The 13409-nt window shown below is 70.3% G+C and carries 14 protein-coding genes and 2 pseudogenes; 3 read left to right on the top strand and 13 right to left on the bottom strand.

The features are described 5' to 3' along the window. Window positions 1-49 precede the first annotated feature (49 nt). From ACR2FV_RS02430 to ACR2FV_RS02415, 4 genes are all read right to left on the bottom strand, one after another. A complete protein-coding gene (locus ACR2FV_RS02430; RefSeq protein WP_434014128.1) occupies window positions 50-337 on the bottom strand; it encodes a hypothetical protein in 288 nt (95 codons plus the stop codon). Window positions 338-462: 125 nt separating this feature from the next. Beyond that, window positions 463-1569 (bottom strand): branched-chain amino acid aminotransferase, encoded by a 1107-nt coding sequence (locus ACR2FV_RS02425; RefSeq protein ID WP_434014127.1) that lies wholly within the window; start codon window positions 1567-1569, stop codon window positions 463-465. A gap of 115 nt (window positions 1570-1684) precedes the next feature. Beyond that, window positions 1685-2218: a SixA phosphatase family protein gene (locus tag ACR2FV_RS02420; RefSeq protein WP_434014126.1), complete on the bottom strand. Its 534-nt coding sequence runs from the start codon at window positions 2216-2218 to the stop codon at window positions 1685-1687. 30 nt (window positions 2219-2248) lie between these two features. Next, a complete protein-coding gene (locus tag ACR2FV_RS02415) occupies window positions 2249-2467 on the bottom strand; it encodes a 2Fe-2S iron-sulfur cluster-binding protein (RefSeq protein WP_434014125.1) in 219 nt (72 codons plus the stop codon). Window positions 2468-2984: 517 nt separating this feature from the next. On the opposite strand from ACR2FV_RS02415, the pseudogene ACR2FV_RS02410 reads away from it, so the two are divergent. Next, window positions 2985-3461: pseudogene (locus ACR2FV_RS02410) on the top strand (LysR family transcriptional regulator); the annotation flags it as partial. 115 nt (window positions 3462-3576) lie between these two features. Next, window positions 3577-3774 (top strand): annotated as a pseudogene (locus ACR2FV_RS02405) (LysR substrate-binding domain-containing protein); the annotation flags it as partial. An 87-nt stretch (window positions 3775-3861) separates the two neighbouring features. Here the strand turns inward: ACR2FV_RS02405 and ACR2FV_RS02400 are convergent. After that, complete coding sequence (locus ACR2FV_RS02400; RefSeq protein ID WP_434014124.1) at window positions 3862-4800, bottom strand: NAD(P)-dependent oxidoreductase; 939 nt, start codon at window positions 4798-4800, stop codon at window positions 3862-3864. A 28-nt stretch (window positions 4801-4828) separates the two neighbouring features. Next, window positions 4829-5500 (bottom strand): peptidoglycan-binding domain-containing protein, encoded by a 672-nt coding sequence (locus tag ACR2FV_RS02395; RefSeq protein WP_434014129.1) that lies wholly within the window; start codon window positions 5498-5500, stop codon window positions 4829-4831. Between the two features lie 146 nt (window positions 5501-5646). On the opposite strand from ACR2FV_RS02395, the gene ACR2FV_RS02390 reads away from it, so the two are divergent. Next, the gene (locus tag ACR2FV_RS02390; protein ID WP_434014123.1) at window positions 5647-6798 is read left to right on the top strand and encodes a PQQ-dependent sugar dehydrogenase; all 1152 of its coding nucleotides are present in this window, start codon (window positions 5647-5649) and stop codon (window positions 6796-6798) included. Here the strand turns inward: ACR2FV_RS02390 and ACR2FV_RS02385 are convergent, their stop codons facing one another. The 7 genes from ACR2FV_RS02385 to ACR2FV_RS02355 form a co-directional block, all read right to left on the bottom strand. Continuing rightward, entirely contained in the window at window positions 6799-8139 is a 1341-nt protein-coding gene (locus tag ACR2FV_RS02385; protein WP_434014122.1) for a DUF2252 domain-containing protein, read from the bottom strand. Window positions 8140-8329: 190 nt separating this feature from the next. Then, on the bottom strand, window positions 8330-9904 hold the full coding sequence (gene gatB / locus ACR2FV_RS02380) for an Asp-tRNA(Asn)/Glu-tRNA(Gln) amidotransferase subunit GatB (protein ID WP_434014121.1): 1575 nt from the start codon (window positions 9902-9904) through the stop codon (window positions 8330-8332). Next, window positions 9901-11427: an Asp-tRNA(Asn)/Glu-tRNA(Gln) amidotransferase subunit GatA gene (gene gatA / locus ACR2FV_RS02375; RefSeq protein ID WP_434014120.1), complete on the bottom strand. Its 1527-nt coding sequence runs from the start codon at window positions 11425-11427 to the stop codon at window positions 9901-9903. Before gatA ends, gatB begins: the two co-directional genes overlap by 4 nt. Before the next feature lie 5 nt (window positions 11428-11432). Beyond that, complete coding sequence (gatC, locus tag ACR2FV_RS02370; protein WP_434014119.1) at window positions 11433-11732, bottom strand: Asp-tRNA(Asn)/Glu-tRNA(Gln) amidotransferase subunit GatC; 300 nt, start codon at window positions 11730-11732, stop codon at window positions 11433-11435. Between the two features lie 27 nt (window positions 11733-11759). Further along, window positions 11760-12185: a glutaredoxin domain-containing protein gene (locus ACR2FV_RS02365; RefSeq protein ID WP_434014118.1), complete on the bottom strand. Its 426-nt coding sequence runs from the start codon at window positions 12183-12185 to the stop codon at window positions 11760-11762. 110 nt (window positions 12186-12295) lie between these two features. Further along, complete coding sequence (locus ACR2FV_RS02360) at window positions 12296-12685, bottom strand: type II toxin-antitoxin system VapC family toxin (RefSeq protein ID WP_434014117.1); 390 nt, start codon at window positions 12683-12685, stop codon at window positions 12296-12298. Between the two features lie 248 nt (window positions 12686-12933). Next, window positions 12934-13409: helix-hairpin-helix domain-containing protein (locus ACR2FV_RS02355; protein ID WP_434014116.1), on the bottom strand; the 476-nt coding region annotated here is incomplete at its 5' end.

Below are 13409 nucleotides of genomic sequence, written 5' to 3'. Positions count from 1 at the left end.
TCAGCCCCACCCGCCGACAGCACCAGCACCGTGGAGTCCACGAAGACCCTCACGGCCGCGCCTTCTTGGACACGTAGTCCTCGAACTCTGCGTTCAGTTCCGCCGCTATGTCCTCCCCGGACTGCCCATCTTGGACGGTGGGCCGCTGCGTGAGCGCCAGGAACTGTCGACCCGCCTCGGCTCGTCTGGCCTCGGCGTCAGCGTCAGCGAACCGACTGTCGATGGCCTCCCGGATCACCGCGGCCACACTGCGCCCGGAGCGCTCGGCTTCCCCGGCCACCAGGTCATAGCGCTCCTGGTCCAGCAGCAGTTGCAACCGCTTCTCCATCACAGACATACACATACAGTTGCATGTGCATTTCGACGGGTCAACCGGCTCTCCTCCTTCGGAAGCGCCCACGCAGCGTCATACGAAATGTGCGCTCTGGCGCACGAACCGTATGACGCTGAGCGTCGGGGGGCTCAACTCAGACGGTGCAACCAGCCGTGGGTGTCTTCGGTGCGGCCGTACTGGATGTCCAGCAGCGACTCGCGCAACCCGGCGGCCACCGGGCCCGCAGCCTCGCCGTCTCCCATGGTCAGCTCGCCGTCGTGCCAAAGGAGGCGACCGACGGGCGTGATCACCGCGGCGGTGCCACAGGCGAAGACCTCGACCAGGTCGCCGGCGGCCACGCCGTCGCGCCACTCCTCGATGGAGTACTTGCGCTCGACCACCTCATGGCCACGCTCCCGCGCCAGCGCGATGATCGAGTCGCGGGTGACCCCCTCCAGGATCGTGCCGGTCAGCTCGGGGGTGACGATCGTGCCGTCGCGGTAGACGAAGAACAGGTTCATCCCGCCCAGCTCCTCGACCCACGTGCCCTCGACCGCGTCGAGGAAGGCCACCTGGTCGCACCCGTGGCTCTGCCCCTCCTTCATCGGTGCCAGCGACGCGCCGTAGTTGCCACCGCATTTGGCCGCGCCGGTGCCACCGGGAGCAGCCCGCGAGTAGTCCTCGGAGAGCCAGATGCTCACGGGCTTGACGCCGCTGGCGAAGTAGGCGCCGGCCGGAGAGGCGATCACCACGAACGCGGCGCTCTTGCTCGGCCGCACCCCCAGGCCCACCTCGGTGGCGATCATGAACGGCCGCAGGTAGAGGCTGGTCTCCCCGCGATCCGGCGAGGGCACCCACTCCTGGTCCAGCCCCACGAGCGCCGCGAGCGCGTCGAGGAAGACGTCTTCGGGCACCTCGGGCAGGGCCAGCCGCCGGGCGCTGCGGGCGAACCGCTCGGCGTTGCGCTCGGGCCGAAACGTCCAGATCGACCCGTCGGCGTGCCGGTAGGCCTTCATCCCCTCGAAGATCTCCTGCCCGTAGTGGAACACCGCGCATGCGGGGTCCATCGGGATCGGTCCGTATGCCGTGACGCGCCCGTCGTGCCAGCCGTGCTCTGCGTCCCAGTCGATCCGGGCCATGTGGTCGGTGAAGACCGAGCCGAACGCCGGGTTTTCGAGCACCTCGAGGATCCGCTCGGAGGAGGCACGATCTGCGCGCGGGTCGATCGCGAACTGGCTTGTGGTCTGCACGGTCATGGGCCCATCTCCTCCGGCGACGCTGACTGTTGTCACGGTATCTCTTGACGCGGCGGCAACCGGGACGGCCCTGCACGCAGGTGTGCTGGAGGAGCCCAGGGAGCGCGCCCAGCCGTCAGGAGTCGCCGCGGGGCGTCTCCACCGTGGTCAACCGGGCACTGCCCGCCCTCACGTCGGCCCAGTCGCCGTCGATCTCCAGGACGGCGCAGGCCATGGTCGAGAATCCGTCGTCCAGAGCCGCGAGCGCCTCGTCGGAGGAACCCTCGGCGTCAGTGAGGTCGGCCACCAGATCGGGTATGCCGGGAGCGTGCCCGATCATCGCGACGAGCCCCGCATCCTCGGGCGCCTCGGTCAGCACCTGTTGCAGCTCCTCGGAGCCCGCGTTGTAGATCCGTCGGTCGTGCTCGACCTCCACGTCGGCCAGCCCCTCGGCGCCGGCCGTCATCTGCTCCCAGGTCTGCCGGGTGCGCATCGAGCTCGAGCACAGCACGAGGTCAGGCACCAGCCGCTGCTCGAGCAACCACACCCCGGCGGCTTGCGCATCGGTCTCCCCACGGGGCAGGATGCGTCGGCCGTGGTCACCCTGGTCGGCCGGACCCTCCTGCTCGGTCTTGGCGTGCCGGATCAGGATGGCTCGACGCTGGGACATGACTGCGATGCTACGCGCGCCCGCCCGGGTCTACGCGTCGACGACCAGGTCACCCTGCAGGTAGGAGCAGCACGGCAGGAACTTGCCCTGCGCGATCTCGCGGGGCCGGATCCCGCCCGAGTGCTGGATGTCGACGTTGCCGCTGACCAGGTCGCTCTTGCAGGTGCTGCACAAGCCTTGTCCGCACGCGGAGCGGATCGAGACCCCAGCCGCCTTGGCGGCCTCCAGCACCGTCGTTCCGGGGCGCACTGCACCTGACGACCGCTGCGCCGGAAGTCGACGGTGGCCGTCACCGGCACTTCCTGGACCTTCCCACCCGACCACGCCTCCGGCTCGTCCGGCACGACCGTCAGCGGTTGCACGACCGGCTCGATGACGAAGCTCTCCTGGTGCACCCGCTCCGGTGCCACCCCCAGCTCCATCAGCACGTTGTGCGCCGCGGTCATGTAGGGCCCGGGACCGCACAGGAAGATCTCGCGCTCCAGCAGGTCGGGCACCAGGGCACCCAACAGGCCCGCGCTGAGCCGTCCGCGGGGCCCCGTTCCACACCTCCCCGGCGCTGTCGCCCTCACAGATCGAGGTGACCTGCAGGTTCAGGCCCGAGGCCGGCAGCGCGTCCAGCTCGCGGCGAAACACGACGCAAGGTCAGGTGGCCCAGGTCGAACGGCTGCAGCAGGGGTCACTCAATGTCACCAGCACAGTCTGAATACGACATAGCCAGGAAAAAGATCTCACGTCATCGCATAGTTTCGTGCAATCCCTTTGCATGATCGATCCACGCCTTCGGAGTCTTCAGCTGGTTGCCTGGCATGGCACGGTGACCGCAGCGGCGGCGACCCTGCACTACACGCCGTCCGCGATCTCGGCGCAGCTGAAGTCGCTGGCCGATGAGGTGGGGGTCTCCCTGCTCGTGCGCAAGGGCCGCACCGTGCAGCTGACGTCGGCGGGCCGGCTGCTGCTGGAGCAGACCGAGGAGCTGGCCGCGCGGTGGGAGCAGATGCACACCGAGCTGTTACGCGCCGGCGACCGCACCCCCGGCTCGCTGCGAATGTGCGGCTTCTCGACGGCCGCGGCCTCGCTGCTCCCGCGAGCGGCCGGCCGCGTGATGACCGCACACCCGGGCACCCAGGTGCGGATCATCGAGGCCGACCCGGAGACGTGCTTCGAGCTGCTGCTGGCCGATGTCGCCGACCTCGCCGTCGTGGTGACCACCGCGTCCCTGCCGTCGCTGGACGACCACCGCTTCGAGCAGCGGTCGCTGATGAACGACCCGCTCGACCTGCTCGTCCCGGGCCGGGCACCCGTTCGCGCGACGCGACTCGGTGCGGCTGGCCGAGACCGCACACGAGGCCTGGATCATGGATCGCCCCGGTCGGCCGCACCATCAGCTGGTCCTGACCTCGTGCCTGGCGGCGGGCTTCAACCCAACCGTGGCGCACGAGATCGTCGAATGGGATCCTGGCGCGGCGCTGGTGCACGCCGGGCTCGGGGTGTGCCTGGTGCCTCGGCTGGCGCGGCTGCCCGCCGGCTACGACATCGTCCGGGTGCCGCTGCAGGGAGACCCGAGCCCCGCCCGTCAGGTGCGCACCGGGGTACGGGCCGGCAGCAGCGCGGCGAGGCGGGTGTGGCCGACCCGTGACCGGTCAGGTCGCTGCGCCGGCCGGTGGACCTGCCACGGTGTGCAGCAGGTTGCCCTGCCCGGCGTATGCCGTCAGCTGGGACCGCACGTAGCGTGCCATCCGTGGCGCGAACGCGGTGGTGTTGCCGCCGGTGTGCGGGCTGATCAGCACGCCCGGCGTCGACCACAGCGGGTGCTGCGCCGGCAACGGCTCGGGGTCGGTGACGTCGAGGGCGGCGCGCAGCCGGCCGGATGCGCACTCGGCGAGCAGGGCGTCGGTGTCGAGCACCGGCCCCCGGCTGACGTTGACCACCAACGCGTCGTCGGGCAGCTGTGCGAGCGCCGTCGCGTCGAGCAGACCCCGGGTCTGGTCGGTGAGCGGCGTGCACAGCACCACGATCTGGGCTGCGGGCAGCAGTGCGGACAGGTCGGTCATGGCGTGGACCTGCTCGACCAGCCCGTCCCCCGGTTTGGCCGTGCGGGCCACCGCGCTCACCTGCGCCTCGCAGGCCTGCAGCCGGGCGGCCAGCGCACGGCCGATCCCGCCGTAGCCGACGACCAGCACGCTCGCGTCGGCCAGCGACCGATGCTCCCCCGGCGGTGACCAGGTGCGCTCCTGCTGCGCCCGGACGTGCTCGGGCAGATCGCGCTGGCTGGCCAGGACCAGCGCCAGGGCCAGCTCGGCGGTCGCGGTGTCGTGCACCCCCACCGCGTTGGCCAGCGCCACACCCTCGGGCAGGAACGGGAGCGCGTGCTCGTAGCCGGCCGAGCCCAGCTGCACCGCCCGCAGCGCGGGGAGCTCGTCGAGCCGCTTGAGCCAGGGCGTGCGCCAGTTGGGTGCAACCACGACCTCGATGTCTGCGCGTCGGCCAGGCTCGTCCTGCATGTCCCAGGCCAGCAGCTCGACCCCCGCCACCTCACCGATCAGGTCGAGCAGGGACGACGGCACGGTCACGACGCTCACGCCGAGAAAACTACCGCCCCGTCCCGGGTCATTCTGATTTGGGGGCGAACAGCAGATGCCAGGTGCGCGCACCGACGATGCCGTCGACCTCCGTCGGATCGCCGCCCCACATCCGCTGGAACAGGCGCACGGCGTCCTCGGTCCTCGGCCCGAAGGTCCCGTCCACGCTCACCCCGAGCATGACCTGCACGGCGCTGACCGCCGGCCCGCTGTCCCCGCGCCGCACGGTGCGAATCAGCTCGAGCCAGTCCAGCTGCCCGACGGTCGTGCTGAGGTAGCGAGCGCGCAGTCCCAGCTGGAACTGGCGGACCGCTTCGCCGGTGCGCGGTCCGTAGGCTCCGTCGACGCTCAACGGGTGACCGTACGCGGTGAGCAGGTGCTGCACGGCAGCCACGACGTCGCGGTCGGGGGATCCCTGCTTGACCAGCGGCTCGGTCTCCGGAGGCGCCCAGAGGCGCGCCACCTGCACCGCCTTGACCGCGTCACCACGGTCACCGCGACGCACCGTCGTGATCAGCTCCAACCAGGTGGGCAGGTCGACCGCGCCGCGTACGGTGAATCCGCTGTCGGCCTGCAGATCGCGCACGGCTTGCGTGGTCCGAGGTCCGTAGCTGCCGTCGACGACGAGACCCGCGCCTCGGGCGTTGATCAGATGCTGGATGAGCTTGACCGGGGGCGGCTCACCCTCGCCCGGCCCCAGGTCCAGTCAGGGTTCGGCATTCATGAGGTTCTCCTCGGATCGCCCGCGGCTGCAGTGCGTTCGGCAGCCTCGTCCTTCAGGAGGGGCAGGATGGGGCGCTGATAGACCGCGGTCGCTTGTCAGCACGGCGTGTGACGATGGCGGGCATGCACCCACGCAGCTGGCCGGTTCTGGTCTCCGGACTGGTCCTGGCCCTGGCTGCGTGCTCGACGTCCTCCACGCCCTCGTCTGCGCCGACCTCGCCGGCGGGCTCCTCGAAGTCGCCGGCGAGGAGCGCCGCCGCGTCACCGGGAGCCACCGAGACCCCGGCCGGGGCGCAGGAGCCGGTGCAGGTGATCGCGCAGGACTTCGATGTGCCCTGGGGTCTGGCGGTGCTCGACGACGGCGACGTGCTCGTGGGCGAGCGGGACACCGCGCGGGTATGGCGTGTGGTCGCGGGAGGCGAGCCGCAGCCGGTGACCACGGTGCCGGGGGTCGAGCCCGGCGGGGAGGGCGGACTGCTCGGCATCGTGGTGCCACCCGGGGGTGGTGCAGGGTCCTTCTTCGTCTACGCCACGACCGAGACCGACAACCGGGTGCTGCACGTCGACACCACGGCCAGCACGCAGGACGGCGGCCCGCTCGTCGAGGTGGTGCTGGACGGCATACCCAAGGCAGGCAACCACAACGGGGGGCGACTGGCCTTCGGGCCCGACGACTACCTCTACGTCACGACCGGCGACGCCTCTGACGGCCCGAGCGCCCAGGACCCGGACTCCCTGGGCGGCAAGATCCTGCGGATCACCACCGACGGCGAGCCGGCACCGGGCAACCCCGACCCGGACTCCCCCGTCTGGTCGATGGGCCACCGCAACGTGCAGGGTCTGGGGTGGGACAGCCAGGGCCGGATGTGGGCGAGTGAGTTCGGGCAGAACGACCTCGACGAGGTCAACCTGATCGAGCCGGGCGGCAACTACGGCTGGCCGCAGTTCGAGGGGCCCGGGGGCGAGCCGGAGTTCATCGACCCGGTGCTGACCTGGCCGACCTCGCAGGCCTCCCCGTCGGGGCTGGCGCTCGGACCGGACGGAGAGCTGTATGTCGCGGCGCTGCGCGGGCAGGCCCTGTGGCGGGTGCCGGTCGACGAGGCGGGCGAGGCGGGCGAGCCGGAGCGCCTGCTGACCGACTATGGCCGGCTGCGCAGCGTGGTCGTGGCCGACGGCGCCCTGTGGGTGCTGACCAGCAACACCTTCCGCGGGGATCCGGCCGACACCGATGACCGGCTGCTGCGCGTCACCGACCTCACCACACTGACGCCCTGACTACTCGACGGGGGCCACGCGGTGGAATGTGCCGCCGCGGAAGGCGTCCACGAACAGGTGGTGATCCACCCGGACCTGCCGGGCGTAGCCGTGCGCGAAGTCGCGCATCTGCTCCACGAACCCGTCGATGTCGTCGCCGATTCCCTCGGCGATGACATCCTCGACGCTCACGTCGACCAGGTCGTGGGCGGACTCGTCGTCGCCCACGCAGTGGATCTTGGCGGTGGCCTGCCCGAGCTGGCGGCACGCCACGTCCATGTCCGAGGGCTCGGTGAGGTCGTCCCAGCTGAGGTCCATCTCGTAGGGGGAGAACTCGCTGACCGAGAAGCCCGTGCCGTCGATCTCGGTCCACCCCAGGTAGGGCGAGGTGTTGCCCTGCAGCGCCCGCTGCGACACGGTCGTCCGGTGACCCTGGTGGTCGAAGGCGCCATGGATCCGGGAGTCGGTGACCACCCGCTCCAGCGACGGATGCTGACCCTGCTTGAGGGTGATGACGACGTCGTTGCCCAGGGCCTCGGTCTCACCCTCGATGAGCACCGAGTATGCGGGCAGTCCGGCGCTGCCGATGCCAAGAGCACCCAGCGCGACCGTGTCCAGCACCCCGAAGTTGATCCGTGAGTGCGTCTCGTCCAGGGCCAGGGTCTCCTGGTAGGCCTTGAAGGCCTCGTTGATCTTGTCCCGCTCGGCATCCTCCAGCTGCTTGCCGTGCCCGTCGGCAAACCGGCGCCGGTAGCGCTCCACGACGGTGCTGTGCTCCAGGAACGCCTCCCGCGTCGACATCTTGGCGGACTGCAGCGTTTCGAGCACGACGCCCTCGGCGTTGTCCAGGGTCAGCGCCCAGTCCACCTCGTCGATCTCGGTGAACTCCCGCACCTGGTCGACATAGGCACATACGTAGGTGCGCACGAGGTCGTCGATGGTCTCGTTGGGCAGCGCCTTCTGCCAGCAGATCAGCGCCAGCGAGGCCACAAAGCGGCGAATGTCCCAGGTCCACGGCGCGACATACGCCTCGTCGAAGTCGTTGACGTCGAAGACCAGCCGCCCGTCACCGGCCATGTAGGTGCCGAAGTTCTCGACGTGCAGGTCGCCCTGGATCCAGACCCGGTCGCCGTGCTCCCCCCACCATTCGCTGTCGTCGCCGGTGAGAGCTTCGTCCAGGTGCGTGTTGCCGGCCAGGTCGGCGTAGAACAGGCAGGCCGTGCCGCGGTAGAAGGCGAACGGGTCCTTGGCCATCTTGCGGAACTTGGTGCGGAACGCATCAGGCGCGCTCTCCATCAGGTCGGCGAAGCTCTCCTGCAGGCACGCGACGATGTCGTCCCGGCGTTGGTCGTCCTCTTGCATGACTGTCCCTTCGGTTGCGTGCGCTCGACGTCGCGGCCGCACCCCGCCGGCGGCCGGGGTGCCGACCGAGATCCTGAAATGCTCGCGGCCAGCAGCAGTGCGCGCGAGACGAACCCGCGCGGACGCACCCCACCGCGCGTTGCTGCACCTCGACCCAACCACGGACGGCCCGATCGTGCACGTGCACACGTCAGCCGGTGACGTCGAGGCGCTCCAGGATCAGGGCGCGCACCTTGGCCGCGTCGGCCTGACCGCGCATCTCCTTCATCACCTGGCCAATCAGCGCGCCCGCGGCCTGCACCTTGCCGCCGCGGATCTTCTCGACGACGTCGGGGTTGCCGGCGATGACCTTGTCGACCGCAGCCTCCAACGCACTGTCGTCCTGCAGTAGCTCCAGCCCGCGGGCATCGGCGACCTCGGTCGGCCCGCCCTCGCCGGCCAACACGCCCTCGAGCACCTGCCGGGCCATCGAGTCGTTGAGCCGCCCGTCGCGCACGAGCCCGTCGAGCTCGGCGATGTGCCCCGGGGTCACCCCCAGCTCAGTGACCTCGACACCGTCGGCGTTGGCCCGCCGGGCCAGCTCGCCGCCCCACCACTTGCGCGCGGCGGCCGGGGTCGCGCCGGCGGCCACGGTCTCCTCGATCACCTCGAGCGCGCCGGCGTTGATGACGTCGCGCATCTCCAGGTCGGAGTAGCCCCAGTCGGCCTGCAGCCGCTTGCGGCGCTGCGCCGGCGCCTCGGGCAGCTTGGCCCGCAGCCGCTCCACGTCGTCGACGCCCGGAGCGACCGGCACCAGGTCCGGCTCGGGGAAGTAGCGGTAGTCGTCGGCGTCGGACTTGGGCCGCCCCGAGGTGGTCACCCCGGTGTCCTCGTGCCAGTGCCGGGTCTCTTGGGTGATCGCCGTGCCGGAGTCGAGCACCGCGGCGTGCCGGGTGATCTCATACCGGATCGCCCGCTCCACCGAGCGCAGCGAGTTGACGTTCTTGGTCTCGGTGCGGGTGCCCAGCGGGATCGCGGCCTGCTCGATCGACGTCGGACCGTCACCGGCCCTGGCACGCAGCGACACGTTGGCGTCGCAGCGCATCGAGCCCTGCTCCATCCGCACGTCCGAGACCCCCAGGGCCTTCAGCAGATCGCGCAGCACCCCGACATACGCCCGCGCGATCTCGGGCGCCCGCTCCCCCGCGCCGGTCAGCGGCTTGGTCACGATCTCGATCAGCGGGATGCCGGCCCGGTTGAAGTCGACCAGCGAGTGGTCGGCTCCGTGAATCCGCCCGGTGGCGCCGCCGACGTGCAGCGACTTGCCGGTGTCCTCCTCCATGTGCGCCCGTTCGATCTCCACCCGGTAGGTCGCCCCATCATCGAGGTCGACATCCAGGTAGCCGTCGAAGGCGATCGGCTCGTCGTACTGACTGGTCTGAAAGTTCTTGGGCATGTCCGGGTAGAAGTAGTTCTTGCGCGCGAACCGGCACCACGAGGCGATGTCGCAGCTCAGCGCGAGGCCGATCCGGATCGCGGACTCCACCGCAGCCGCGTTGACCACGGGAAGCGCCCCCGGCAGGCCGAGACACACCGGGCAGGTCTGCGTGTTGGGGTCCGCCCCGAAGCCGGTGGCGCAGCCGCAGAACATCTTGGTCGCGGTGTTGAGCTCGACGTGCACCTCCAGCCCCATCACCGGGTCGTAGCGGGTGAGCGTCTCCTCATAGGGCACGACGGCCTCCGCTGAGCGAGATGTATGCGGTGCCGCGCTGGTCTGCGTGGTCATGCCGACACCTCCTGCATCTCAAGAGTCGGCGCCCGGTCGAGCATCGGCCCGCCCCACTGCTCGATGAGCCGGTCCTCCAGGGCCGCACCCACGGCATACATCCGCTGGTCCTGCGTGGCCGGGGCCAGGATCTGCAGACCGACGGGCAGCCCGTCCTCCTGCGCCAGACCGACGGGCACCGACATGCCGGGCACACCGGCGAGGTTGGCCGGGATGGTCGCGATGTCGTTGAGATACATGGCCATCGGGTCCTCGCTCTTCTCCCCGATCTTGAACGCGGTGGACGGCGCGGTGGGGCTGACCAGCACGTCGGCCTGCTCGAAGGCCGCCGCGAAGTCGCGCGCAATCAAGGTGCGGACCTTCTGCGCCTGACCGTAGTAGGCGTCGTAGTAGCCGCTGGACAGGGCGTAGGTCCCGAGGATGATGCGGCGCTTGACCTCGTCGCCGAAGCCGGCGTCGCGACTGGCGCCCATCACCTGCTCGGCACTGGGCGCCTGGACACCGTCGGGGCCGACGCGCAGGCCGTAGCGCATGGCGTCGTAACGGGCCAGGTTGGAGGAGGCCTCGCTGGGCAGGATCAGGTAGTAGGCCGCCATGGCGTAGGTGAAGTGCGGGCAGGAGACCTCGACGATCTCGGCGCCGAGGGCGGTGAGATGCTCGACCGCCTCGTCGAAGCGGGCCTGAACCCCGGCCTGGAAGCCCTCACCCGAGATCTCGCGGACGATGCCGACGCGTAGCCCGGTCAGGTCACGGGTGGCGCTAGACTCCAGCACCGGCGGGACCGGGCCATCAATCGAGGTGGAGTCCATCGGGTCGTGCCCGCCGAGCACCTCGTGCAGCAGCGCCGCATCCTCGACGGTGCGGGTGCACGGTCCGATCTGGTCCAGCGAGCTGGCCAGCGCGATGATGCCGTAGCGGGACACCCCGCCATACGTCGGCTTGGCTCCCACCGTACCGGTGACCGCGGCGGGCTGGCGGATCGACCCGCCGGTGTCCGAGCCGATCGCCAGCGGGGCGAGGTATGCGGCAACCGCCGCGGAGCTGCCGCCGCCGGACCCGCCGGGGATGCGGTCGGTGTCCCACGGGTTGCGGGTCGGGCCGTAGGCGGAGTGCTCGGTCGAGGAGCCCATCGCGAACTCGTCCATGTTGGTCTTGCCCAGAATCGGCATCCGGGCGGCCCTGAGCCGCGCCACGATGGTGGCGTCATAGGGAGGGATCCAACCCTCCAGCATGCTCGAGCCCGCCGTCGTCGGCAGCCCTTGCGTGCAGGCGATGTCCTTGACCGCGATCGGCACCCCGGCCAGCCGGTGCAACTCCTCCCCCGCGGCACGGGCCGCATCGACCTCGCGCGCGGTGGTCAGCGCCCCGTCGGCGTCGACGTGCAGGAACGCGTTGAGCAGGGGGTTCAGCCGTTCGATCCGATCCAGGTGCGCCTGAGTCAGCGCCTCTGCAGTGATCTCCCCGGCGGCGAGCGCGTCGGCCATCGCGGCGGCGGTGAGCGAGGTCAGGTCAGCGGACGACATACGGCTCAGACCTCCTCGTCCAGGATGCGGGGCACGGAGAACCGCTGCTGGTCCATCTCGGGAGCACCGGCCAGCGCCTGGTCGGCACCCAGGCTGGCCCGCACCTCGTCGGGCCGGGTGACGTTGGTCAGCGGCAGCGGGTGCGACATCGGCGGCACGTCGGCGGCCGCGACCTCGTTGACCTGCCCCACCCAGCCGACGATCTGCTCGAGCTGACCGGCCAGGCGGTCCAGCTCGGTCTCGGAGAGCCCGATGCGGGCGAGCATGGCCACGTGTGCGACGTCGTCGCGGGACAGAGCAGACATATCGCTCAGTCTATGCGCGACCGATGCTCAGGCGGCGAGCTTGTCGAGCACCACCTGGGGGTTGGGGTTGGTGACCGGTATGCCCTCCAGCACCACCGTCGGGACGACCTCGTTGCCGTCGTTGACACTGCGCACGAAGGCCGCCGCCTCCTTGTCCTGCCAGATGTTGACCCACTGCGCGTCCTCGGCGCGGTCGCCGAGCGTGGAGCGCAACCGGGCGCAGAAGCCGCAGCCGGGGCGCCAGTAGATGACGACGGGACGATCCTGCTCGGACATGGCCACGACCTCTCGATGACGGGTGGTGCGTCCACCCTTGTAGGGACTGATCCACCAGGCCAGAGCGCCCGCGATCACGGCGTAGGGCAGCGCCACCCACCACTGACCGTCCGCGGCGAAGGTTACGGTGGCCCACAGGCCGGCGACCGCCACGAAAATCCACAAGTAGCGCTGCATCAGGCCCCTAGTGTCCCATCCCTGCGGAGGTGCCGGACGTCTTCTCCGCCTTGTGGCATGCGGTTGTTGCGCCCTGGCGCACCTTCTGCATGCCGTTGGGCTCTGCAGGGCTACCAGGTGAGAGTGCGGATGCCTGGGAAGGCGAGGATGGTGCCGTCGACCGTGACCAGGACGGCGTTGAGGCGCAGGGCCTGACTCACGAGCAGGCGGTCGAACGGGTCGCGGTGGTCCCACTGCATCGAGCCCGCGAGGAGCACGTCATCGGGCGTGATGTCGAGCGGCTCCGCACCGATGTCGTGGACCCGCTGGTTCCATGTCGCCACCACGGCCTGCAACCCCAGCTTGCCCAACCGTTGCTTCGTGGCCGCCTCCCAGGCCGACGCCGCCGAGACCAGCAGAGTGACCTGGCGGTCGGCAAGGCGATCGATGACCGCGCGATCGACTCGGTCGGGCTCGGCGACGAGCCACAGGAAAACATGGGTGTCCAGCAGGTGGGTCACTCCCACTAGCTCACTCCCACCGGACCAGCTCATCCTCCGGCAGCGGGTCGAACCACACCTCGTCGGGCACGTGGACGTCCATGACGCCGAACGTGCGCCGACGAGGCTGGTCTACCAGCAGACGAGACTCATGTACTCTGCGCCGAGTCCCCGGCCTCACGCGAGACGTAGCGTCATACGGAATGCGCGTTCAGGCGCACATTCCGTATGACGCTGGTCGAAGGTCTCTCGCGCCCGAGGCTCCGGGCTCACGTCTTGGGCGGGCCGGTCTCCAGCAGGCGCACGAACCCCGCCTCGTCCAGCACCGGCACCCCCAGGTCCTCCGCCTTGGCGGCCTTGGTGCCGGCGTTGGCGCCCACCACCACGTAGTCGGTCTTCTTGGACACCGACCCGGCGGCCTTGCCGCCGCGGGAGACGATGGCTTCCTTGGACTCGTCCCGGCTGAAGCCCTCCAGCGACCCGGTCACCACCACCGTCAGGCCCTCCAACGTGCGCTCGATCGAGGCGTCGCGCTCGTCGGCCATCCGCACCCCGTCGCGAGCCCACTGCGCGACGATGCCCCGGTGCCAGTCGACCTCGAACCACTCGGTGACCGCGTCGGCGATGATCGGGCCGACCCCGTCGGTCGCGGCTAAGGTGTCGACGTCGGCGGCACGGATCGCGTCCATCGAGCCGAACTCGGTGGCCAGCGCCCGCGCCGCGGTCGGCCCCACATGCCGGATCG

This window comes from Ornithinimicrobium sp. (assembly GCF_051004135.1).
Lineage (GTDB): Bacteria > Actinomycetota > Actinomycetes > Actinomycetales > Dermatophilaceae > Ornithinicoccus.
The sequence above is the reverse complement of the archived record's forward strand: the minus strand, read 5'-3'. Positions and strand labels throughout refer to the sequence as shown.